Source organism: Pumilibacter intestinalis (genome assembly GCF_943193005.1).
Lineage (GTDB): Bacteria > Bacillota > Clostridia > Christensenellales > Pumilibacteraceae > Pumilibacter > Pumilibacter intestinalis.
Genome location: NZ_CALPCH010000002.1, coordinates 91295 through 116110 on the forward strand (window position 1 = coordinate 91295; position 24816 = coordinate 116110).

Consider the following 24816-nt stretch of genomic DNA (forward strand, 5'->3'; position numbering starts at 1 on the left):
CGACTCGGGAGAAAAAAGAAAAGGAGTATATGTAATAATGAGTAAAGAAGCGCAAATTTTCAAAACCGAAATAGGCGGCAGGGAAGTTACCGTCGAAATCGGCAAGTACTGCGGACTCAGCAACGGTTCTTGCATAATCCGTTGCGGCGACACCGTGGTGATGACCAACGTGACCATGGCGGAAACGCCCCGTCCGGGCATGGACTTTTTTCCGCTCGGAGTGGATTTCGAAGAAAAAATGTATGCCGTGGGCAAAATCCCCGGCGGCTTTAAGAAGCGCGAGGGCAGAGCGAGCGATAAGGCAATTCTCACGAGCCGCCTTATAGACCGTCCTATCCGTCCGCTTTTCCCCAAAGGACTGTTTAACGACGTGTCCGTTGTGGCTACCGCTCTCAGCGTAGACACCAACATACCGCCCGAGGTGTTCGGCATGCTCGGCTCGAGTATCGCGCTGTCTATTTCCGATATTCCGTTCGCAGGTCCTACCGGCTCGGTAGTGGTGGGCTACGTTAACGGCAAATACGTTATTAACCCCGATAACGTGCAACGCGCAATGAGCGAAATGCACGTATACGTATCGGGCACTGCCGACGCAATAATGATGGTGGAAGCGGGAGCGCACATGGTGAGCGAAGAGGTTATGCTCAAAGGCATACTGTTCGGTCACGAAGAAATCAAAAAGCAAGTTAAGTTCATTAACGATATAGTAAAAGCGGTGGGCAAGCCCAAGCGCGAAATGGAGCTTTACAAAGTTCCCGAAGATATCAACGAAGACGTTCGCAAATTTGCGGACAAGCTGCTCGACAAAGCTCTCGAGGAAACCGACCGCCAGGCTCGTCAGGAAAAACAAGACGAGGTTGACAAAGTTACGCTCGAGCATTTCGCGGAAAAGTATCCCGAAAAGGAACGCGAAATAAAAGACGCGCTTTACTATTTCACCAAAGAGAAAGTGCGCGAAAAGATACTCAAAAAGGGCGTTCGTCCCGACGGAAGAAAACTCACGGATATCCGCGATATTTGGTGCGAAGCGAGCGTATTGCCGCGCGTTCACGGTTCTGCGGTGTTCACCCGCGGTCAGAGTCAGGCAATGACGACTTGCACGCTCGGCACTATTGCCGAGGTTCAAAAGCTCGATAACCTCGACGAAGAAACCTTTAAGCGTTATATGCACCATTACAATTTCCCGCCGTACTGCTCGGGCGAGGCTCGTCCGCTTCGCAGTCCGGGACGCCGCGAGATAGGTCACGGCGCACTCGCCGAACGCGCTCTCGAGCCCGTTATACCCGACGAAGAAGAATTCCCGTATGCAATCCGCACCGTGAGCGAAATACTCAGCTCCAACGGTTCTACCTCGCAGGCGAGCGTTTGCGGCTCTACGCTTGCGCTTATGGACGCGGGCGTGCCCATCAAAGCTCCCGTAGCCGGCATAGCGATGGGACTTATAAAAGACGAAGCGTCCAAAAAAGTAGCGGTGCTTTCGGATATACAGGGACTCGAAGATTTCCTCGGCGATATGGACTTTAAGGTGGCTGGAACTTCGGAAGGCATCACAGCCATACAAATGGATATAAAGATAAAGGGCATAGACGAGAACATTCTCCGCACGGCTCTCGAACAGGCGAGAGTGGGCAGGCTTTACATTCTCGACAAAATGCTTGCGGTACTCGACGCGCCCCGTCCCGAACTCAGCAAGTTCGCGCCCAAAATCATCAGCTTCAACATTTCGCCCGACGTTATCGGAGACGTTATCGGAAAGAGCGGAAAAGTCATCAATCAGATTATCGCCGAAACCGGCGTTAAGATTGATATCGAAGACGACGGCAGAGTGTTTATCAGTTGCACCGACCTCGAAATGGCGGAAAAGGCGAAGAAAATCGTGCTCACCATTGCCGAAGACGTACAGCCCGGTCAGATTTTCGAAGGCAAGGTTGTGCGCATACTCGAGTTCGGCGCGTTCGTTGAACTCGCACCCGGCAAAGACGGCATGATACACATATCCAAACTCTCCAAGTCGCGAGTAAACAAAGTTACCGACGTGCTCAATCTCGGCGATACCGCGCGAGTGGAGGTTATCAAAACCGACGAAAAGGGTAGGATAGACCTTAAACTCGTTGAAAAACTTTGATTTGTGATTTGCGGAAAAAGTCCTTTACGGACTTTTTTTCGCGCCTGCGGAATATATTATAAAAAAGGGTGCGCTTATAGTTCCCTAATATTCCGAGGTACACAATTTTGAACAAGAAAGCCAAATTTTTTCGCTACGTTGTCGCAAATCTTGCAATGGGTCTGATAGTGGTGGGGTTGCTCGCGTTTACTCTCTCGGGCAACACCGTTACCGCGTCGGGCGAAAAGCTTCCCGTGTGTAAGGGTGAGAGCAAAACCAAAGTTTCGCTCATGATAAACGTATATTGGGGAACCGAATACATAGACGATATGCTCGACATATTCGAGCGTAACGGCGTGACAACCACCTTTTTCGTGGGCGGCATGTGGGTTGCGGAAAACGACGGCGTACTCAAAAAGATTTACGAAAAAGGGCACGAGATAGGCAATCACGGCTACTTTCACAAAGACCACAAAAAGCTCAGCGCGGAACGCAACGCCGAAGAAATAAGCGTTACGCACAGGCTTGTAAAGAGCGTAATCGGAGTGGATATGACTTTGTTTGCGCCGCCGTCGGGTTCGTTCGGAAAAACCACGCTCACGCAGGCGGAAAAACTCGGTTATTCCACTATAATGTGGACTCGCGACACGATAGACTGGCGCGACCACGACACCGAAAAGATATACAGTCGCGCCACAAATAAAATGGCGGGCGGCGACTTGATACTTATGCACCCCACAAAAAACACGGTGGAGGCGCTCGACCGTATAATTAGTTACGCAAAGGCAAATAATTTAGTGATATCCAAGGTGAGCGAAACGCTTGCCGCGGACGCAGCGAATTAAAAGCGCAGTTGTACTTTCGGAGGTAACGAATGAACGAATTGATAACGTATTCAAACGGATTAAGACTTGTAGTGAACCGCAATCCGTCGGTTCGCTCGGTTGCCGCGGGGATATGGGTAGGCGCGGGCAGTGCGGAAGAAACCGCGGATAACAACGGCATATCGCACTTTACCGAGCACGTTATGTTTAAGGGCACGGATAAGCTCAACGCGTTCGAGATTGCCAACGCGTTTGAAAGCATAGGCGCGTCGGTAAACGCGTTTACGGGCAAAGAAGCCACGTGCTACTACGCAAAATCCATAGACGAGTATACCGAAAAATGTTTCGAAAAGCTTTCGCACATATTCACGCGTTCGGCGTTTAAGGCGGAAGAACTCGACAAAGAGCGCAAAGTAATCATCGAAGAAATAAACATGGTGGAGGACGCTCCCGAGGATATTTGCTTTGATTTGCTTGCGGGAACGCTGTATGAAAATTCGCCGCTCGGCAGAACCATTTTAGGACCTATAGAAAACGTAAAACGCTTTACGCACAACGACGTTTCGGCATACATGGACGAGCTTTACAACGCCGACAATATAGTGGTGTCTTTTTCGGGCAATATCGCGGCGGGCGAAGCGGACAAGCTTGTGCGCAAATATCTGCTCGGCGAAATACGTAGCAATAAAACCGTTAAAAAAGAAAAGAAATCCATTGCCGTTAAGGGCGGTTGCGCCGTGCGCATAAAAGATTTCGAGCAGTCCAACATAGGCATAAGCTATAAGTCGCTCGAATTCAGACACCCTATGATACCCGCGCAAAACATATTCAACACAATCTTCGGCGGAAGCATGGGGTCGAGGCTGTTTCAGCGTGTGCGCGAACAGCTCGGGCTCGCGTACTCGGTATATTCTTCGCCGCTTGCATACGTAAAAAACGGCAATTTCAACATAGTGCTTAACATTACCGCCGCGAATACCGAAAAGGCTCTTCGCGCCGTTAAAAACGAAATAGACCGCGCCGTTGCCGAAGGGGTAACTCGCGAGGAATTCGAAAAGGCGAAAATTCAGCTCAAGTCGGCGTTTGTGTTCTCCGAAGAGAGCGTTCAAAACATGATGACTTCGCAAGGCAAATTCATGTTGCTTGCAAACGAACTTTACAGCGTAGACAAGCGAATAGAAGAAATAGACGCTATAACCTTAAACGACGTAAACGAATTTATCAAAACCACGTTTACTGGCGGCAACGTGTGCGCGGCGTATGTGGGCAAAGAAACGGGCGTTGACGTGCTCGACATAATCAAAGGATAAAAACAAGGATAAAAAATGGACAAGTTAGACGAAATATTTTCCATGCAGTCGTTGCTCGACGGCTACATTTCCCGTGAACGCGAACTCGATGGCAAATTCACGCAGTCGGAGTGGATACAAAAAAAGTCGCTCGCTCTCATAGACGAAGTGACCGAACTACTCAACGAAGTAAATTACAAATGGTGGAAAAATCCCAAGCCAGTAAACGAACGCGCCGTTAAAGAAGAAATAGTTGATATATTACATTTCTTTGTAAGCATATGCCTAACTGCGGGCATGACCGCCGACGAGCTATACGAAATATATTGCGACAAGAACCGCGAAAACATAGCTCGCCAACAAGGCAAATCTCAAAAGCCCGGCTACGAACTGAACAAAAAATAAAAAAATTCCGCATTGCGCAAAGCAACACGGAACTAATTTGGCAGGGGAGACGCGATTCGAACACGCAACCTACGGTTTTGGAGACCGCTACTCTACCGTTGAGCCACTCCCCTAAGAGTGAGTATATTATATACAAAATTTGCGGATTAGTCAATTAAAAACAAGGAGCAATATGAAAAATTATAGTTTGGCGATATTGGGATGCGGAAATATGGCGCAGGCGATAATACGCGCGCTCTCGTCGGAGAAGGCGAAAGCGGACTTTGCGGAGCAAAACATAAAGCCCGAAATAATCGTTTCGGACTTGGACGAAAGCAAGCTGGCTGCGGTTTCGGGTCTTGCCGAAACCACGCAAGACAATGCCTACGCGGTTTCGCGCGCCGATTACATATTGCTTGCGGTTAAGCCGCAGTCCGCGCCCGCAATGCTTGAAAAGCTCAACCTTGCGGATAAAACGGTTATATCTATTATGGCGGGCGTAACTCTCGATACGCTCGAGAAACTTACGGCAAGCAAAAAAACGGTGCGCGTTATGCCCAACCTAAACGCACGCGTATATAAGTCGTTTAACGCCTACGCCCACAAAGGACTCGGCAAAGAGGAGCTTGAATTCACGAAACTGTTGCTCGGCTCTTTCGGCACTGCGGCGGAGGTGAAAGAAAGCGACTTAAATGCCGTTACGGGGCTTACGGGAAGCTCTCCCGCGTTCGTATTCATGTTTCTCAAGTCTTTTATAGATACGGGTGTTTCGCTCGGCTTTTGCGCGTCAGAGGCGCGAGAGATGGCTCTTGCCGCCGTAATAGGCAGTGCCGAACTCGTAAAAGCGAGCGAAGGCGCGGATTTGGACGATATGATAAACTCTGTTTGCAGTAAGGGCGGCACAACCATAGAGGGGGTAAAACACCTGCGCGAAAAAGAGTTTGAAAAAATAACCTCCGACGCAATAATAAAAGCAGTGGAACGCGCAAAGGAGTTGGGCGCGGCAAAATGAAAACGGTTCAAATTTATACCGACGGCGCGTGCAGCGGCAATCCCGGAATAGGCGGCTGGGCGGCTATACTCATGTATAACGGGCACGAAAAAGAAATTTCGGGATATAATAAAGATACCACCAACAATCGCATGGAACTGTTCGCTATAATACAAGGGCTTGCCGCTCTCAAAGAGCGTTGCAACGTGGAAATATACAGCGACTCCGCCTATGCGGTAGACGCTATAAACAAAGGCTGGCTCAAAAGTTGGCAGGCGGCAAACTGGAAAACCGCCGATAAAAAGGAAGTTAAAAACCGCGACTTGTGGAACGATTTGTGCCTTAAAACAAGCAAACACGACGTAACGTTTATCAAGGTAAAAGGGCACAGCGACAACGAGTATAACAACCGTTGCGACAAACTCGCCCGCGAAGCCATAAACGCGTGCCGCAAAACATTGCCGTAAATTTGTACGTATAAAACGGTGTATTCATAATATTAACGCAAAAAAAGTCATATAATACTAAATATGACGAAGACTTCCAAAATAACCGCCGCAAAGGTGTTCATAACGCTGTTAAACCTCGGTATGCTCGCTTTGGCTTGCGTTTATTTTAAGGACCTTCCGCGCGTGGTGCTCATGTGCGCCATAGTTATATTCGCAACTTTGGGCGTAACGGTGCCGAGCATAAACGAAACGCAGCACGAAACTATATACAAATTTTTCGTGTTGTTGTCTGTTTTTGCCGCGCTTTTAATGATAGGTTACACCGTGCTCGACGCCACGGGTTGGCTTTATAAGTTCAAAGATATGGATACGCTCATAGCCATAATCCGAAATACCAAACAGTGGGGCATACTCGTATATATCGGTATAGTGATATTTCAGGTAATATTTCTGCCCATACCGTCGGCTATTATCGCGCTTATCGGCACGGTGCTTTACGGACCTACTTACGCATTTTTGTTTATGACGGCGGGCACTATAGTAGGCTCGGTAATCACATTTTTTATGGGAAAGATTTTCGGGCGCAAACTTGCCGTGTGGGTAATAGGCGAGGAAAAAACGGACAAATTCGCGGGGCTTGTAAACGAGAAAGGACGCTTTTTGTTTATAGTGATGATGCTGTTTCCTTTTTTCCCCGACGATATCATATGCCTTATAGCCGGCATAACTACAATGAGCTTTAAGTATTTCTTAATCACGATTTCTTGGACGCGCCCCGTTATGATAGCGTTTATGTGCTATTTCGGAAGCGGCACGATAATCCCGTTCAAAGGCTGGGGCATACCCGTGTGGATAGCCATATTCGTGGCGGTTATAATACTGTTCTTCGTTGTAAACAAGATAAAAAAGAAAATAATGGAAAAACACCCGCGCCCGCGAAAAAACCGCCCGTAAAAGGCGGTTTTTGTTTTACTCCTCAACGGAGAACTTTTTGGTTTTGTATAAAGAGTTGAATACAAGCGCGCTTACGGGGAAATTCGTGCAGAGCAGGGCGGGCAACAGTACCGTTGCGAGGTATTCCGACCCGAATCCGAGCGGCATGCCCGCTATAATGTTTACGCAGTATATGATGAGGAAACATTGAGCCATAACTATCAGCCTGTATATAAGCGAATTTTTGAGACTGAAGTTAATTCGCTTGCGCTTGTTCGGCTCGGTGAAATTCTTTACAAACGCGGTAATGGGGAAGGCTACGGCAACCGCGCCCGCGATTATGTAAAACCACTTGTCGGAGCTTCTGCCTTGTTGCATAACCAAACTTACGAATACCGCCGAAAACAGTATTTCAAGCATCATTACGGCAAAGAGCACTCCGTAGTGCACAATCATGAGCTTGTTCGAGTAGTAATAGTATGCGTTGCTGTACTCTTTCGCGCTCGCGTTGTTGTGAGTGCGTATCTTTACGTTGTCGCCCATTTCGCGAACTTCGCCCGTGAGCCTTGTGAGCTTGCGGTTCACGTCGGCGTCGGAGGTGAAATATTGCGTTTCTTCTTCCTGCTCGTACTCTTCTTCGTAGTTTTCTTCGGAAACCGACTCGTCGGTTACGCCCTGTTCAAGCTCTTCTTCCGAAATTTCGGGTTCGGACTGCGGCTCGGACTGCGACTCGGGCGGCTGCTCGGGCGCAAGACGGGGGCGTTCCACAAAGCTCGGATTTAAGAATTCGCCCAAAATATTGCGATACTCGCGTTCTATCACCGACGTGTGATTGTGCGATACCACGCTTTGCGAGTGATAATCCAAAAAGATGTTTGTGTTTGCAATCGGTTCGGGCTCGGGTTCGGGCTGAACTTGCGGTTCAACCTGCGGCTCGGCGGGGGTAAGGCGCGCGAGTTCGTCGAATATAGACGGCTTGGGCGTTTCCTGCTCGGGCTCTGCGGGCTTTATTAAAGAAGAAAACTCTCGTTCGTCGAAAAAGTCTTTGAAATAGGAGTCCGACGACACGCCCGAGTCGGTGCGGTTGGATACGTATTTTTCGGCAATGAGCTTTTCGGCGTAGCTTACGTCGTTTTCCGCTTGCTCGCGGCGGCGGAACAATTCGTTCATTATCGCCGTTGTGTCCGAAAATACTATTTGCGGCTTTTCCTGCTCGGCTTCCGCTTCCTGTTCGTTTTCGTTTTGCTCCGCTTGCTCGGGTTCGGTTTCCTGCTCCGCTTGCTCGACCCGTTGCTCGTCTTGCTCCTCGGTTTCTTGCTCGAAAACGTCATCCGCTTCTTCCGTTTGCTCGATTTCTTCCTCGAACGGTTCGGAGTCGCTTTCGGATATTGCCGCGCTCGCCTCGCCGAAATCGTATTCTTTGTCCGAAATGAGCTTATCTATAACGGTGCGGGAGTATTCCCATTCGTGCTGGTTCTTAATGAAAAGCTCGCGCCCCATGTCGGTGAGCGTGAAATATTTGCGCCTGCCGCCGTTGGACTTCGCGCCCCAATACGAGCGAATAAAACCTTGAATTTCAAGGCGCTTCAAGCAACTGTAAAGGGTGGGTTGCTTGAGTTTGTACTGCCCGCTGCTTTTTTGTTCTATTTCGCGAACTATATCGTAACCGTAACGGTCGCCGTCAAAAAGGGCTTTGAGTATAATGGTGTTTATGTGCCCTCTTATTAAGTCGCTCTGTATAGTGTTTTCCATAAATAATATTGTAATATTTTTTTGGTTATTTGTCAATTGTAAAACCCGACCGCCTATGCTAATTTTTCAAAATAGCATAAAAATATTTGCGGGAATTTTGTCGATATTGTATACTGTTATACGGGAGAGTTAAATTATGAACGAATTTTTGAGTCACAGCTACAAAATCGTAACGGCGGTAGACGAGTTCGACTTTGCCGAAAGAATAAAGCCGAGCGCGATACTCGAGTATTTTCAAGACCTCGCCACCGTGCACGCCGACGAAATAGGCATAGGGTATCACAAGATGAAAGAGGGCAATCTGTGCTGGGTTCTCAACCGCTTAAGCGCGGTTATAGACAAACAGCCCAAACTCGGCGAAGAAGTGATACTCACAACCTTTCCGCACAAACCCGGTCTTGTGGACGCGTTCCGCGATTACTATGTTACGGATACTAAGGGTAACAGCCTTATTCGCGGCACTTCTCGCTGGTGCGTGCTCGATATGGCAAGCAAAGCAATAAGGCGATGCTCGCCGCTTTTTAACTACCCCGACTCCGCTTATTGCCCGCGCTTTGCGGTGGAAGACGGAAACCCGCAGTTGCCCAATATAGAAAACGCGGAGGGCGAAATCGAATGGAGTTCGAGCGGAAAAGTGAACATAACCGACCTTGACCGCAACGGGCACATGAACAATGCGCGTTATGCCGATATGGCGGTTAACGCATGCGATTTCGAATTTTATTCCGCGCACGAGCCAAAAGCGTTTCATTTCAATTTCCTTGCCGAAATGAAAGCGGGCGAGGGCTACGAAATGCGAGTTAAAACAAAAGGAGACGAGTCCTATTTCGAAGCCGTAAGCACGCTTAAGCATAAGCCGGTCTTTCGAGCCTCGGTGCTGTGGCGGTAGGCGACAGAAATATCCATATTGTTTTTATAGCGGCTGTGTTTTGCTTGTGCCTGTTGTGCGGGTGCGACGGATACCGAAGAGCCGACAAGATAACGGACTACGAACTGTTCCTGCATAATTATACCAAATACTCCGATATATACTTGCCGCCCGACGCCCCCGTAGGACCGGGCGCGGAAAACATAGAAGGATTTACCGCGCTTTCCGAAATAGGCTTCGAGTTCGGAAAGAGTTTCGACGGCGGCGTTGCGTTTGTGAAAACAAAGAGCGGCAAGTATCTTCTCAATGCTCGCGGAGAACTCAAAGAAACAAAGCTCGACTTAAGCGAAACGCAAACTTACGGAACATATTATATAGCGGAGGAAAACGGACTGAAGGGAGTTCGCACGGTTTTCGGCGACGAAATTTTACCGTGCGCATACTCCGAGATACGCATAATCGGCAAAACCGTGCTTGCCGAAAACGCGGAGCGTTATGAAATTTACAGCTGCGGAGTTTTGACTTGTGCCGTTCCCGCGCGAGAAAACGTGAGTTTGATTTCCGAAAATTACATACTTGCGGGCGATACGTTACGCGACTTGTACTATAACGCGCAGTATGCTTGCGGAAGAAAATACGCGGCTGTGCCGAGCGAAGGCAAAGTAACCGTTGAACTCGAAAGCGGATACGTGGGATATGCGGATATAGAAAACATGCGACTGATAGGCGGCGAGTATGCGGAAGCGAGCGGATTTTGCGAGGGCACGGCAACCGCCCGAAAGCCGAGCGGCGAGTGGGTTGTGATAGACTCGCTCGGCAACGAACTGTTTAGCTCTAAAGCAGTTAAGGCGGGCAACAGCGCGAACGGATACAGACTGTACTTAAAGTATAACTTTTACGGGGCAATGGACGGGGAGTTTAACGATATTACGGGCGCGATATTTCATACTTTGCGGTACGAATACGTAACGGGCGATTGCGTTATTCCGCGCTACGGCAAAGGCTACGCGGTGTATTCGCTCGCCGAACGGAGATATACGGGCGTGGAACACGAGCAAATAGACTACGCGGACGGACTGTTTATTTGCCGCGACGGCGAAAAAACAATCGTGAGAAACGGCGCGTTGAAAATAATAGCCGAATGCGAAAGTGCGGAAATGAGCGAAAACGTACTCACGATACGTAAAGACGGCAAGTATTTTTACTACATAAAATCGTAATTGCGATAACCCAACCGTGTCATTGCGATAACCCAACCGTGTCATTGCGATAACCCAACCGTGTCATTGCGAGGAGGGCGAAGCCCGACGAAGCAATCCCAAACATGGAACAAGTGCAGAAACTGTTCCGTTCTCATGTATGAGATTGCCACGGGCATAAATGCCCTCGCAATGACATTATAGCCGACCAACCGTGTCATTGCGATAACCCAACCTTGTCATTGCGAGCGACTTTACCGTGTCATTGCGAGGAGGGCGAAGCCCGACGAAGCAATCCCATACATGGAACAAGTGCAGAAACTGTTCCGTTCTCATGTATGAGATTGCCACGGGCATAAATGCCCTCGCAATGACATTATAGCCGACCTACCGTGTCATTGCGATAACCCAACCGTGTCATTGCGAGGAGGGCGAAGCCCGACGAAGCAATCCCAAACATGAGAAAGTAATGTAAAAAGGAGCAAAACATGACTGCAAAAGAACTCGAGCGTTACATATTAAATAAACCCAACGCCAAAAAGAAAACCGTGCAAGACTGGCGGTATATAAGGTATACGGCGTATGCCATAGCGTTTGCAACTTTGCAAAAAACCGACGGCGGCGCGGTGTTCACCGTTTTCGGCAGACGCCCCGAGCTTGAAAAAGAACATGCCGGCGTGATTTATGCCGCGCTCGGAACGTATTCCGAAAAGTTCACGAGCGTGAAATTTCCCAACTCGTTGCCGTCCGATACTATAAAATCTTTGATTGACTATTCTTACGCCGAGCGCATGAAAGCCGTTTCGATGCCCGATAACGCGTCGGGCAGAAGTTCGGACTTTCCGTATATCGGCGTGAATTTCGGCGACTGTTTCTCGTCCGAACGCCAAGAAGTCGCGGCAACCAAAGAGGAGAGCGGCGCGAGCGTGGAAGATAAGTCGTGCGCCGCAATGCCGTATAGAGTGCTTACCGACGAAACTGCGGCAAAAAACTACGAGAAATTACTTAAAATGTTAAAAAAGGAACAAATGTGATATATTTTGCCTTGACACGATTTGTGCATAATGATAAAATTTATCTTATGACTAACGAAAACGAATTTGTGTACGAAGGAATTATGCCCATGTATACTCGGTGGGTGCACATAAGCGAAGACAATTCGGTATATAACGGACCGAACGCCGAAGAGATGAAAAGGTATTTGCTCGAAATCGGCTTTACCGACGCGACTCCATATATTTTGGATTGCATTTCGAAGCTGATTGTTGTAGTGGGGAAATCCAAAAAGTTTTTGATGTATGACGAGTGCGCAACTCTTGCGTCGGGCGTAACGAGTGCCGACGGTTTGGCGTTGCAAATCAAATATTACATAGCGAAGAATTTAGACGCCGTGCGCGACAAATTGTTGGATAGGCACGGGATTGACATTGGCGAGTACTTTTTCGGCGCGAAAAATTTTATAAGAAAGATTGCCATGATTTACTCGGCATACGGAAGGTAGAATTCCTTCAGTATGAGATTGCCGCGGCACTGCGTGCCTCGCAATGACGTTATTGCCGAACTACATTGTCATTGCGAGGAGGGCGAAGCCCGACGAAGCAATCCCATGCATGAGAAAGTAAAAGCGACTGTACGGGTTTTATGCAAGAGATTGCCGCGGCACTGCGTGCCTCGCAATGACAAGTAAGAGAAGATACCCGTCATTGCGAGGAGGGCGAAGCCCGACGAAGCAATCCCATTCATGCGGAAAGCAAAAGCGACTGTACGGGTTTTATGCATGAGATTGCCGCGGCACTGCGTGCCTCGCAATACTCGCTAACGCTCGTGGCGTTCGCGCACTGCGTGCGCTCGGCTGAGGACAGGTTAGCCGCGAGTTATCCCGTCATTGCGAGGAGGGCGTAAGCCCGACGAAGCAATCCCATTCATGCGGAAAGCAAAAGCGACTGTACGGGTTTTAAGTATGAGATTGCCGCGGCACTGCGTGCCTCGCAATGACAGGTTAGCCGTGAGAGATTGCCGCGGGCATAAATGCCCTCGCAATGACATAGTGCAAGCACCCTCGCAATGACAATAAATGGGCGTGTTCAAAAAAAGTTCAAATTTTGTTCATAATTTGTTCATATTTTTTGGGCAAATGTGTTGACAACTCCTACATTGTGGTGTAAAATATATAGTGTGAATATGTAAACTCTATATGTTCCACAAGAGAGGAGATAGTATGGTAGAGAAAGCTAAGAAGCGTTTAACGCCGATATTGCTCGCTATTATGATAGCGGCTCTTTTGGCTGTTTCGGTTGCCGGAATAATAAGTTTCGCTCCGCTGAAAGCCGAAGCGGTAACTTACGACAAGTACGAATTTAACTATACCGGCGGAGTGCAGAGTAAAACGCTTAAAAAAGGCACTTGGAAATTCGAGCTTTGGGGCGCGCAGGGCGGAAGCGGCACGCCTTATAATACGAGCATTGCGGGCGGTAAGGGCGGATACGTTACCGGAACGTGGACTTTCACTTCCGATACCACCGTATATATAGCGGTTGGCGGTCAGGGCGCAACAAAAGCTGCCGGCAGTTATTCCAGCAGAAACAACGACGCCGACCGTGCGCTCGGCGGATGGAACGGCGGCGGCGCTTCGGGCGCCAACGGCGACGGCGCGCAAAAGGGCGGCGGCGGCGGCGCAACGCACGTTGCCACAACTAACCGCGGCGTGCTTTCCGCGTATAGAAGCTATCAGGCCGACGTTCTCATAGTTGCCGGCGGCGGCGGGGCTATGGGCGGATATAGCACTAACAACGCGGCAAACGCCCGACCCGGTGTAGGCGGCGGCACTACCGGCGGTCAGGGCGCCGGCGGCAATAACTATAGCGGCAAAGGCGGAACGCAAAGCGCGGGCGGTCTCGGTGCGAGCGGATGGAGCACAACCGTTCAACCCGGTTCGTTCGGTCAGGGCGGCGGCGGTTGCTTGCAGCAGGCGCAGTATGCCAACGGTTGGCATCCGAGCGCGGCTGGCGGCGGCGGCGGCGGCGGCTGGTACGGCGGCGGCGGCGGCGGCGACTACGGTGGCGGCGGCGGCGGCGGAAGCAGCTATACAAAGTCGGGCATGAAAAACGTTTCGCACACGCAGGGTTCGCGTGCCGGCAACGGTTTTTGCCGTATCACGCGTGTAAATTCCGCGCCTACTCAAAGCAGCGTTCCCACTTTCAACATAGAGCGCGACGCCGATTATAAGTTTAACATAAATAGCGCGAGCGGAACGGCAAACGGCGCTAAAGGGCATTTGAACGTAACGGAACTCGACCCCAACGAAAGCGGCAGAATACGCACTACCGGCATCTATATGGCTGCCAACACTGCCACCAAAGCGGACGTTATAACAGGTAATAATTATTGGCTGACGTATACCGCCAACGCGAACACCGACCAAATAACCGTGCGCGCAAAGAGATGGTGGCCGAGTACAAAGCGGTTTTATATAAACATAAGAGATTTCAATTCAAGCACAAACGAATATTTGGCTTCCGACGTTTGGATTGCCGTGGATTTTAAGTGCGTAAACGGCGGAATAAGCGATACGGGCAAAACCATATACACGGCGGACGCGCCTATGAAATACGGGCTTAGCACGTCGGGCGCTACGGCGCAAAACGCGTCTAACGCGGGCGTTTTGTATAATCCTTTGGGAACGGGCAGGCGCACCGTATGGTTGCGCGACCCCGTTGCGGCAAACCCCGTGAATATAAGCGTGTCGCAACTGTTCTCGCAAACTCAGGGCAACGACCCTCATTATTTGACAACCGAGGCGATGGTATTATCGTCTAATATTACGTACGGCACAAAGCGTTACGATAAAGACAGCGGCGCGGCGCAGACCGTGCCGGGCGGCGACAGTTCCGCGTATACTACGGTAAATAAAGGCGGTGCGATAACCGTTACACAGTATAACGGTTCGGCTGTGAGTAACATTACGGGCGGATACGGTAACATTACGCTTCAAATCAAGCAAGGAACGGCGGCGGGACCGTATTATTACGTAATGACGGTAACCGTGCAACTGCTTGACAGAAAGAGCGCGGCTATGATAACTCAACAAACCGTGGATATCGTATACAGGTTGGATAATACGCGACCCGTAATAGCAAATCCTACGTTATTTACTCTTAACCACGGTCAGACGACGCAAATCGGCATAAACCAAATTTGTACCGACCCCGACAACAACACTCTTACTATTTCGGACGTGGTTATTCCAGACCACGAGTACGTGCTTGTTAACCAATACGGCACTCGCATGTCGGGCAGTCTTGCACCGTACCCCGATTTGGAAAAATATTACAACGTAGGGGCAAAAGCAAGTTATTCGCTAACCGATACCGCCGACCTTAAAGTTATAAACGAGACGGCTCAAGATACGAGTCGGACTACAGGCTTTGCGCATAACTTTATATACAAAACCACAGGCAGCGGAGCGGATAACAGCTTTGCTTCGTCGCAAACTCAAGGTTCGAGCGATACCGCATATGTGGGATATTATGTAAATTCCGCGAGAAACACAATATCTCTTGTGGGCAACAAGGCTTCGAGAGATATGTATGCCTCCGGTCGCGCCGCGAACGGCAAGAGCAATCTCGGGCATTTCTATATTTTGGTAAGAATTACCGACTCGGGCAATCCCAACGACCTCGGCATATGGTATCCCATTGCCGTTAAGGTAAATTCCGCCGCGCCCGTAGCCGCAGGCTCGCCCTCGGTGAGCGGCAACGCCGGCGACGAGTTCTATTTAACTCCGCTCGGCGTTCAGGAAGCCAACGGCAACTATTTCGGTATCGGCACGTATCAGGGTAAAAACGAGAATTTGGCGCAAGTTGGGCTTAACGCGCTCGAGAAAAACGGTAACAAAAACGTTATTCCGTTTGCGTTTGACGCCGACAACTATGCGAACGATAGTAAAAGTGGTGAGATAAAAGGAACAACGGGAATTCCGACAGGACCTTTTAATACGGTAAGCGCAAGTCCCGCCACTCATTCTCAGCGCGAAACCGTGTTTATGGTTCCTAACAAGGATACCTTAGGCAATAAATCGTCTAACTTTATTTTGTTTAACGAAAACAAATACGATACCCAAAATTCGGATAACGTAGATATAGAAAACGGTTTCAAAGAATTTTACACGGTAGAAAGAGTTCCTCTCTATGCAAAAGCGAGCATTTTGCTCGATTTGCCGAAAGAAGAGATTGACTACCTTTTGCAAGAAAAAATAATTTCGTTTTCCGGTAACAACGCGAGTGCGTTGGTTATGTTCGACGGAATTAAAGTTACTCTCAAAAAGTGGACTGCGGGGCAATACGTGAGCTTTAACGTGCGCGTTCGCGACTCGCACGGCTCGGAGAGCGACGTTCGCGTTGCGGTAAAGGTAAACAGCAAAACGATTTCCACCGCTAACGCGCGCAGCGATTCGGACGAAACCAAAAAGAACTACGATACCCGCGGTGAAATATCTATAAGTAAAGTAAAATATCCCGTTACCAATAGAGAGGTAGACCCTACGAGCGGTTCGGTTGCTTTTAACGTCCGTTTGTATGTGGGAGAGAGCATTGCCATTACGCCGTACGATTTGTTCTACGATACGGATACTTTTGCGGTAAACAACGGTAAAATCACAAATATAGACCCGCAGTTTTACAATACCGCTATAGGTAGCGCGGGTCATGCCGAAATGATGCGCGGTATCAATAAAAAGATAGCGGTTAACGCCGGCACGACTCCGGACTCTGCGGCTCTCGACGAGGTTTCGCTTAAAAAACTTACCGTATCGAACAAAACTCCTCAGATTTTCGGCGGCGATATTTACATTAGCAGAGAGTATGTAGACGAAAACACGACCGCAGGCAAAGAGGCTTCCGAGCATTTCGTTATAACGGCAACGCGTAAAACTCCGTCTAACGGATACGTATCGTTTAACTATACGATTACCACGTCCGACGGCGGCTCGGCTACGGCTGAAATTCGCGTATTCGTGCTTAACTCGTTACCCAACATTCGCGAGGAACTTTTCGGGAATTACCAAGAGTTTGACGATAAGGGAGACGTAACTTATGACGGCGGCTACAAAATGCCGTTCAGACTCACTGCGTCTACCGATATAGAAGCCGTTAACAGCTCCATGACGGGCTTGGGCGAAAGCACCAAACTCGATACATTCGGTACAAGGTATTTCGAGGTAAACGATACAACTTATAACATTCGCGAGTTTACGCTCGAGGATTTATTCTACGACCCCGACGGCGACGCTATACAGTTTTACAGTGTGAGCAGCGGTATCGAGGTGGGTATTCACGACGAAAGCGGTGATTTCTTGCCGTTTGATAACCCCGCTTACGGCAACGTGCCCAACGTATACGTGCGCGCTACTATCGGCGCGGGCACCAACAGCAGAGCGGGCAACAGCAACTGTCTTATTTTGCAAGGTCTTTCGAGCACTCAAGGCATACCCGGCGGCGTTTGGATACGTTTTGAAATTATAGACAACGCTGTGGGCAGTACCGTATCCAAGAGTGTGGAATTCCAAGTTGAGGTTTTCAATTCCACTCCCAAATATGCGGATATGACTACCGCAACGAACGCCATGGAAAATCTCGAAACCAATCCCGATAACGAGCCTCGTTATTCGTGGATGGAAGAAACTGATACTACCCAAGTGCACGCAGCCAACGTATTCGAGAAAAGTCTGACTTTATATACTCAGGATAAAAACGGGCAAAGAGTTGAATTGGCGCAGAACGCGGCGGTAAATAAGCCGATGTATATAGTTTCGAGTTTGGACGCCATGGACTATTATGTTAACGCCGTGCGCAAGGTTAACGGATTTAGTACGTTTACGTATTCGCCGTCGCAAGTGCGCGTTATTGCAAATGACGTAGACGCCGGGCAGGGGCTTGCTTTGTGGGGCGCGGCATACGACGGCGACGCTGCCATAGCTCCGGGATTTAACGTAAAAAATGATTTTAAGAACGGCGTACAGTTGCTCGATGAAGACAGAACTCGCAATGCCGCGGTATTTGTTACTCCTATATATGACAATCAAGGTCTTACGGAGTTTTATGATGCAAATAACTATGTTCAAATCGAGTTCTTTACCGAAGCGGGCGTTCGTATAGATAAAAATACTGACGCTCAAGCCGCCAATAACGCTACGAATTGGGTAATAGCATTCAATTTCATAGATACCTTGCCCAATACTTTCGACGTGCGCATAAGACTGCGCGACGCGAACGTAGCTGTGAAATTGCCTAAAGAAAATGCGGTTGCCGGTAACGATACAACATACAATAAAGGCACTACGGGCGGTTTCTCTAATCTTGGCGGAGACAGAGTAGACGGGTTCGGAAATAATCCCAACAACCTTTACGAAGGCGTGCGTGTTTTAACCGATGTAGGCGGTAAAAAAGTTTACGCTCCGAATACTTTCAATACGGGACTGCACAATAATGACGGTTTCTTCGGCGTAAGTATCGGTAAACGCCCCAAAGGACTCTATAATAACTTTACGAAATGGGCGAACACGAATGAAAGCAAGAACAACGTATGGGGATTTGAAAATAAAGAATTTTCACAAGTTGACCCCGACGCTTTTGCCGCGGCTAACAGCGAATCATTCAAATATGACGGGATTTTGGTTCCTACAAACGAAAACGGCGTAGGCGTTCCGCTCAGCTATTTTGCTTGGCCTCAGGATATTGTAAGCAGTTCTATGCGTACGGGGCAAAGCGTGTTTGCTTGGTACAATATCGGGAAATTCCCCATAGCCGATGACGGCGACGGCGGCGGAATTGCGGCACGTCCTACCGATGAATTTGCGGCAATAACGCTTTCCGACGGTTACAATACTTGGAGCGGAGCAAATCTTAACAAAAACCCGTATGTAACGTTCTCGACTATTTTCAACGAAACCGATATTAAAAATTCGGACACATACGGCGATTCCACCAAAAAACACGTTACCAATAACTATTTGTTCGGTCAGCAGCGGTTTGCTCTTTCGGATAGTAATGCCGACAAGTGGGAGTCGCTTCCGGTAATAGACGATGACCATGATGGCTCGTATTTCTTTGAAGACAGATACGGTCTCAAAATCACTAAAGCGTCCGTGCGTAGCGTGGGTAATCTTACGCTTACAATCAACATTTCGCTGTGGCGTTATAATAACAAAAACTACGTTAACGAGACCGATAAGGCTATATCCGTTACTGTTCCTCTTACCGTAGCCAACTCTGCGCTTACGCTTACCGGAGACAATCAAGTATCGGCGAATACTTACCGTATAGAACCTACGTCTGCGCAACAAGGCGCTAAGGGCGTTTTGCTTACCACAAATTCAAAACTTGACGGAACGGCATTGACGGGCACTACTATGATTGTGGGCGACCCTACGTTAGACCAGCATGACGGTACGAACTTATATAATCCCGCGAATGTAACGTATAGGGAAGATATGTATTTCCTTTCGAGTTCTATGTCGGGTCATTACTCCAACCAAATTCCGCAAATTGCAGGATTTAACAATATAACACAGCAAAAGCCCATGGAAAACCGCTTTACGGCAGAGCAGTTGGATTATATCAAAAAGAGGGCGGCGGCGGATGCGGATTTAAGAAATAAACTTGCAAAGTATTTGGGCATTGAACAGTCGGATGCCGCACGCATTCAAGATTTGGGAATATCGGGCGATAAGTTGGTATTCTTCCAAACCGGTACTAAAAATCCGGATACTAGTCTCGAGGTTAAGATAAATCCGTATTATATAAATTACTTTACGGTTTCGCCTTCGGGTATGGACAGCCAGCGCATTTCCATTTCGCCCGTGAGAATGACTACGTTCGATTATGCCGCAAAAGGCAGTAATGAAAGCGTAGCCGATTTTAAGGCGCGAGTGGAAGCTCAAGCTAAAGAGCGTAATCTCAAAGTGGATTTCGATAATGACGGTAATGTATTGCGTATTTACTATCCTTATCAAGTAATAATCTACGATAGAATGACCGTAGGTTACGCTGCCAACACCACCGATTTTACCGAGTCGAGTTTTGATGTGGTTACTATCGAGGTGGAAATAAAGAATTCTGCACCTAAGCTCAGCAGTCTTTACGATATAAAGTACGGCGGTTCTCAGGAAAACAACGCGCGTGAAATTTCGCTCGTGAAAGGCAGAAGCGTATCTTACGACTTTACCGATATTTTCGTGGATTCGGATATGATACCCGTAGCCCGCGACGACGGCTCCGGAACGTATGTATACATGAATAAAGCGGATGTTGAAGCCAACGACTCGCCCATAGTGGTTGATACCGGCGACTATTTGCGGCAACTTGTTGACGGAGACGGCACCCTGCTCGAAACCAAAGACGGTGACCCTCTGCTTGTGGGCATAAAGTTTATGGGAATTACGGGAGTTACTGCCGGCGGAGGCGCGAACCAATACGACGATAAAAATCCCAACGGTGCGATAGAATGCGTTGCGACAGGTACGGGAATTAAAATAACCGTTAAAAACCGTGCTGCGGCTGTGGAAGCCGTAACCGGCATAGCCGCCCGCATACAGCTTACGTTTACCGATAAGTACGGCGCTACCGTAGTATGCTATATAGGCGTGCGCATTACAAACGCGGCTCCCACGCTCAGCAGTAACGCTACCAACGTGCGCAACATAACCATGCGCACAGGTCAGTACTTTACGCTTTACACCACCACTTACGAAGAGTTCCTCGAAGGTAGGGGCGTATCGCAGACAGTTAAAACCCCGCCTACGGGTGGCAACGTAACGGCTTCGTGCGGAACTTATTACACCACGCTCAAAGACAGTACCGACGACTCTGCCAGCCACAATCTTCACGGCTCGTATCAGCCTTGGCGTTTCTACGACTACAGAGACGACGGCGCAGGCGTATATTTGCCCAATAATAAAATAGGCGACGCTACCGACAAGTTTACGCCCGAAAGCGCGTATCCCAACAACATGGGTTACATGGCTATAGCCAAAGACGACGCTCCCTGGACTTTGCGTATAGGCGGCTACACCATTAACGCGCCCGGCGTAAGCAACATCAACGACGTTATAATGGCGCAACCTCTCAATATCGTTCCTTACGAGGAAGAACCCGACGGTCAGGGTGCGGCAACTGCGATTATGTTTACCGCCGTTGGTGCGGTGCAAAACGCTACCATATCCGTTACCGTTCTCGACGGCGTAAATAAGGCGGGTGCGCCCACCTTGAGCGTTACGTACACGTTTAACATCACCGTTGAGTCTACCAAGCCCGAAGCCATCACTGCCGCGAGCGAGGCCAATCCTTCGTCGGTGAAACTCGGTTCGGCTCTTGCTACGAGCAATCCCGAAATGAGAGGCAGACTCGACCACGTGAGAGCAGAACAGCAAGGCAGCACTGCCGGCTATACTTACAGCTTGCGCCTTAACGTGGGCGAAAAAGTGACTTTGCGTACTCGCGATTTTGCGAACGATATCGACAAAGGCGACAACGCTATATTGCCGCTGTTGCCGAGAAGCGGAACAAATCCGTTTAAGATTACCGACAGCGATTTCAAGCAAGGCGAAATTATTACGAGTTCGAGATATGTGTCGCTAACTTATTCCAACGGCGGCTCTACCGTAACTAACTCAAGCGTGATGTTTACCGTTTCGGCGGATAACTACCACAACGGCAAAGGCGACGACAAGCTCTACAGTGAAATAGAGTTCTACATCGGCGACCCGTACTATGCCGATATAAATCATGCCGTGCTCATTAAGTTACGCGTATACGTTTACCCGTCGGGCGTGGAAAAAGTAGCCAACAGCAAAGATATCAATGTAACTGGCGTTTCGCTTTCTAAGGGAAGGCAGACCGTTAAGCTCGTTACCTCCACGGCTGCCGAGGGCGGACTCTTTACCGATAAAGACGCCGCGGCTTCCAACACCATGTATTCGGTAAAGGTTTATACGCTTACCCATTACAAAGTGGATGATAACAACTCGTTTGTTTACGATGGGGACGAAAACAAGATAATCGAAAGCTACTCTATGTCCGATTTCAGAGCCGACGATAATCTGCTTGTTGCGGAATACAAGATTAGCGAAACGGAAGACTCTAATAACAATTGGTCGTTTACCAAGACGACAACTGCGTTCGATTCCAGGTATATACATTCCGATATTATACAAAATTATCTTTCGAGTATAGAGTTCTCCGAAGACGGAAAGGAAATGTATCTCACGCCCAACCGCGCCACCAACGATATCAGGCAGGTTGTGGGCGACAGCAACCGCAACGGTTTCAGACTTTGCATAGCGGTGGAGAAATATGTGAGCCGTGACGGCGCAACCGTAGGCTTCACTCCCGACGGTTCTCAGCCGCCCGCATACAACGCTAACGTGTTTGCGGCTGTAAGCGTGCTCAACTCTTCTCCCAAAGCGGTTGGCAACACCGATAAAAACGTGGGCAAACACATTGCCGGCAACGACGCTACCGCATCCACGGCAGACAACTACCGCGCTTATCTTTCGGTTGAAGGCAAACGCCACAACGAATGGATTTATCCGATTTACAACAGTATTTCGGAGTTTGACGAAGCGTTGTTTGTTGACCCCGACGGCGACGTACTCAGCTACGTTGACCAAAAGTTGGTGAGAGTGTATACCTACGAGTATTACACCGAAGACGGCGAAACCAAATCGCGTCAGGTGAACGTGGAGTCCGCCGACGTTAAAGCCGCCGCGGCTGCCGCGTACACCGTGAAGAGCGAGAACTACCGCTACAACATTTACGGCGCGGACGGCACGACCGTTTCCAATTCGGCGTTGCTTCCCGCAATAAGGCTTGCCATTCAAAACAAAGTGGTAGTGCCCGGCGCGGAAGACCGTACCGTTTATCTCGAAATCGAGGTTTCGGCGAAAGACGCTTATTCCAACGAACGCGCAACAACCACGCTTACTTTGGGCATTCAGAACAGTACGCCCGTGTTTAAGTCGGAAGAAGATATCAAATCTATTTACAACGACAATAGCAAGGGAACGTCTTACACCAAAGGAGAATTTTCGACGGATGCCGAGCTTACTCTCACGCTCAATCTCGACAACGACAATAATCGGTTTATTTCGCGCAACGGCGAGGTTACCATTGCGATTGACGACCTAATCGACGACGCCGATTACGACGGCATCACGAGCGCGGAGCGTTTCGAGTTTATAGACGCGGGCGTAAGCAATACCGCCGATATGAGCATGATAAACAAGAAGAGCGCGAGCACTCTTTGGTTGCATAACACGCAATTCGGCGTTACGGGCGACAGCTCTACGGTGAAAGATAAAGATTTCCACGTGAGCGTATTCAACGATAACAACACCGCTATAGTGTTTAAGGTGAACACTTACAACCGCGGCGGAACGGCTACGTTGGTGCTCAAAGTTCGCGACTCTGCGGGCGCGACTACCGGCACGCTTACCATTAAACTCGTTGTGGGCAACTCCGCACCTATAGACCTTATAAAAACAGGCGAAGCCAACGGCAGAATTATTCTTGCGGGCGGCACTAAAGGCGATTTGAACGACGGCAAGGCGTTTACGCCCACGCAGTTCAATATCAGAGACTTTGTGCGCGACAACAACCCCGACGACAACAGAGCTCATAGCGACGACGAAACGAGCGGAGACGGCGCTCAGTTTAACGGAACATACCTTCGCATTACCAACTATGCCATAGCCGACGTGCAATTAGACCCCGGTTCTGTTCCTATAGAGCCCGACGTCGACGACGGAAGCACGGTTGAACAAGAACAGCAACTTGTGAATTTCGTTACCTCGTTCGGTCAGTCGTTCACTATTGCTCCCATACCTGGTCAGTACGGCAAAGAAACGATTCGCCTTACCGTAACCGACGGCGGCAACGTAGACCGTGCCGACAGCGTATCTATAATTGTCGAGTTCAGAATACAGGTAACCAAAGACCCCAACGACCTTGATGTTTTCGAATTCGAAGTTTACTGGAAGAGGAGCAAAGCGGTTACGGCGAACGATATATTCGGCGACGCGGGCGAAGGGCTTACCGTTAAAGCGGTTAGAGCCAAAGGTTCGCAATCCGCAGTTGAAATCTACGAGTCTAAGGAAGACGGCGTTTACATGGTTAAAGGCAACACCAAGACGGGAACTACTCCCATACCTGCTGTTGCAACCGTTGTGGTAGGTGCGAGTGCAAAAGAGTACACCATAGACTTTAACATAACCGTACTCGATAACTTAAGACCGTATTTCAGAACGTTCGGCTCGAGCAACAATAAGTACGGCGAAGGTATAGCGTATATAGAGAAAGGATATCTTAACGACTCGGGCAACTGGGAAGTAAGCGTATACGATATATTTGCCGATAATGAGGGCGACGAACTACAGCTTGTTTCGGCTTCGAGTAAAAAGTCTACGCTCATAGACGTTATTGCCGATACCATGAACAACAAGTTTGTATTCGAGTTCAAGAGCCGCGGCGATACCGAAATAACCTGTACAGTTAAAGACGCGGTGGACGAATACACTTATCGCTTCAAGATAGGCAATAAAGATTTGCCCGCTCCCAATTTCTTTATAGGAATTGTGGCTCGCATTCAGGAAAATCCGCTTATCTTCATTATTATAGCGGCGGCTGTGCTCTTGCTGTTGTTCATACTCATTCTGATTATAGCGGCAGTACGCAAAAAGAAGAAGATGCGCGCCGAAATCGAAGCGTTGCTCGTATCCGAAATGGAACTCGAAGAGCAGATGCTCAAACTTGCCGCAGGACCTTCTCCCACGTCTTATCAGGCATACGGATATTTGCCTCCCACGCCTAACGTGCAGCAGCAACCCGGTTTGATGCTCGGTAGCGGTCAGGGCGGACCCGACCCCAACGCGGCGATAGGGCTTAACCCCGGAATGCAAAATTCCGCTCAGCCCGGCGCAGGTCAGACTCCTCCCGCAGACGGCGGATTTAACGACGACGACTTATAATCGGTA

Annotated in this window: 13 protein-coding genes and 1 tRNA gene; 12 read left to right on the forward strand and 2 right to left on the reverse strand. The window is 49.1% G+C overall.

The annotated features are described in order from the left end of the window. The first annotated feature begins 37 nt into the window (after nucleotides 1-37). The 4 genes from NFR55_RS01465 to NFR55_RS01480 all read left to right on the forward strand — a co-directional run bounded on the left by NFR55_RS01465 (nucleotide 38) and on the right by NFR55_RS01480 (nucleotide 4622). Entirely contained in the window at nucleotides 38-2125 is a 2088-nt protein-coding gene (locus tag NFR55_RS01465; RefSeq protein WP_251545488.1) for a polyribonucleotide nucleotidyltransferase, read from the forward strand. A 107-nt stretch (nucleotides 2126-2232) separates the two neighbouring features. Further along, nucleotides 2233-2949 (forward strand): polysaccharide deacetylase family protein, encoded by a 717-nt coding sequence (locus NFR55_RS01470; RefSeq protein WP_251545491.1) that lies wholly within the window; start codon nucleotides 2233-2235, stop codon nucleotides 2947-2949. 29 nt (nucleotides 2950-2978) lie between these two features. Beyond that, nucleotides 2979-4238 (forward strand): M16 family metallopeptidase, encoded by a 1260-nt coding sequence (locus NFR55_RS01475; protein WP_251545493.1) that lies wholly within the window; start codon nucleotides 2979-2981, stop codon nucleotides 4236-4238. Between the two features lie 15 nt (nucleotides 4239-4253). Continuing rightward, on the forward strand, nucleotides 4254-4622 hold the full coding sequence (locus tag NFR55_RS01480; protein WP_251545495.1) for a dUTPase: 369 nt from the start codon (nucleotides 4254-4256) through the stop codon (nucleotides 4620-4622). Between the two features lie 38 nt (nucleotides 4623-4660). Here NFR55_RS01480 and NFR55_RS01485 read toward each other — a convergent pair. Next, nucleotides 4661-4735: transfer RNA gene (locus NFR55_RS01485), tRNA-Trp, on the reverse strand. 59 nt (nucleotides 4736-4794) lie between these two features. Here NFR55_RS01485 and proC point away from each other — a divergent pair. The 3 genes from proC to NFR55_RS01500 all read left to right on the forward strand — a co-directional run bounded on the left by proC (nucleotide 4795) and on the right by NFR55_RS01500 (nucleotide 6995). After that, nucleotides 4795-5613, forward strand: a complete 819-nt coding sequence (proC, locus tag NFR55_RS01490; RefSeq protein WP_251545497.1) for a pyrroline-5-carboxylate reductase — start codon at nucleotides 4795-4797, stop codon at nucleotides 5611-5613. After that, a complete protein-coding gene (rnhA, locus tag NFR55_RS01495) occupies nucleotides 5610-6059 on the forward strand; it encodes a ribonuclease HI (protein ID WP_251545500.1) in 450 nt (149 codons plus the stop codon). The genes proC and rnhA overlap by 4 nt, the downstream gene beginning before the upstream one ends. Before the next feature lie 63 nt (nucleotides 6060-6122). Beyond that, complete coding sequence (locus tag NFR55_RS01500) at nucleotides 6123-6995, forward strand: TVP38/TMEM64 family protein (RefSeq protein ID WP_251545501.1); 873 nt, start codon at nucleotides 6123-6125, stop codon at nucleotides 6993-6995. Between the two features lie 15 nt (nucleotides 6996-7010). Here NFR55_RS01500 and NFR55_RS01505 read toward each other — a convergent pair whose 3' ends face one another. Further along, a complete protein-coding gene (locus NFR55_RS01505) occupies nucleotides 7011-8726 on the reverse strand; it encodes a PadR family transcriptional regulator (protein ID WP_251545503.1) in 1716 nt (571 codons plus the stop codon). Nucleotides 8727-8862: 136 nt separating this feature from the next. Between NFR55_RS01505 and NFR55_RS01510 the strand changes: the two genes are divergently transcribed. From NFR55_RS01510 to NFR55_RS01530, 5 genes are all read left to right on the forward strand, one after another. Continuing rightward, nucleotides 8863-9615 (forward strand): acyl-[acyl-carrier-protein] thioesterase, encoded by a 753-nt coding sequence (locus tag NFR55_RS01510; protein ID WP_251545505.1) that lies wholly within the window; start codon nucleotides 8863-8865, stop codon nucleotides 9613-9615. Further along, complete coding sequence (locus tag NFR55_RS01515; RefSeq protein ID WP_251545507.1) at nucleotides 9606-10814, forward strand: hypothetical protein; 1209 nt, start codon at nucleotides 9606-9608, stop codon at nucleotides 10812-10814. Before NFR55_RS01510 ends, NFR55_RS01515 begins: the two co-directional genes overlap by 10 nt. A gap of 467 nt (nucleotides 10815-11281) precedes the next feature. Next, nucleotides 11282-11827: a hypothetical protein gene (locus tag NFR55_RS01520; protein ID WP_251545509.1), complete on the forward strand. Its 546-nt coding sequence runs from the start codon at nucleotides 11282-11284 to the stop codon at nucleotides 11825-11827. Nucleotides 11828-11874: 47 nt separating this feature from the next. Then, nucleotides 11875-12294, forward strand: a complete 420-nt coding sequence (locus NFR55_RS01525; protein WP_251545510.1) for a hypothetical protein — start codon at nucleotides 11875-11877, stop codon at nucleotides 12292-12294. 717 nt (nucleotides 12295-13011) lie between these two features. Continuing rightward, the gene (locus tag NFR55_RS01530) at nucleotides 13012-24810 is read left to right on the forward strand and encodes a glycine-rich protein (RefSeq protein ID WP_251545513.1); all 11799 of its coding nucleotides are present in this window, start codon (nucleotides 13012-13014) and stop codon (nucleotides 24808-24810) included. Nucleotides 24811-24816: the final 6 nt, after the last annotated feature.

Bases quoted from the DNA above. Each gene is read 5' to 3' on its own strand.
- NFR55_RS01465 (WP_251545488.1), top strand. From the start codon at position 38: ATGAGTAAAGAAGCGCAAATTTTCAAAACCGAAATAGGCGGCAGGGAA.
- NFR55_RS01475 (WP_251545493.1), top strand. From the start codon at position 2,979: ATGAACGAATTGATAACGTATTCAAACGGATTAAGACTTGTAGTGAAC.
- NFR55_RS01480 (WP_251545495.1), top strand. From the start codon at position 4,254: ATGGACAAGTTAGACGAAATATTTTCCATGCAGTCGTTGCTCGACGGC.
- proC (WP_251545497.1), top strand. From the start codon at position 4,795: ATGAAAAATTATAGTTTGGCGATATTGGGATGCGGAAATATGGCGCAG.
- rnhA (WP_251545500.1), top strand. From the start codon at position 5,610: ATGAAAACGGTTCAAATTTATACCGACGGCGCGTGCAGCGGCAATCCC.
- NFR55_RS01500 (WP_251545501.1), top strand. From the start codon at position 6,123: ATGACGAAGACTTCCAAAATAACCGCCGCAAAGGTGTTCATAACGCTG.
- NFR55_RS01505 (WP_251545503.1), bottom strand. From the start codon at position 8,726: ATGGAAAACACTATACAGAGCGACTTAATAAGAGGGCACATAAACACC.
- NFR55_RS01510 (WP_251545505.1), top strand. From the start codon at position 8,863: ATGAACGAATTTTTGAGTCACAGCTACAAAATCGTAACGGCGGTAGAC.
- NFR55_RS01520 (WP_251545509.1), top strand. From the start codon at position 11,282: ATGACTGCAAAAGAACTCGAGCGTTACATATTAAATAAACCCAACGCC.
- NFR55_RS01525 (WP_251545510.1), top strand. From the start codon at position 11,875: ATGACTAACGAAAACGAATTTGTGTACGAAGGAATTATGCCCATGTAT.
- NFR55_RS01530 (WP_251545513.1), top strand. From the start codon at position 13,012: ATGGTAGAGAAAGCTAAGAAGCGTTTAACGCCGATATTGCTCGCTATT.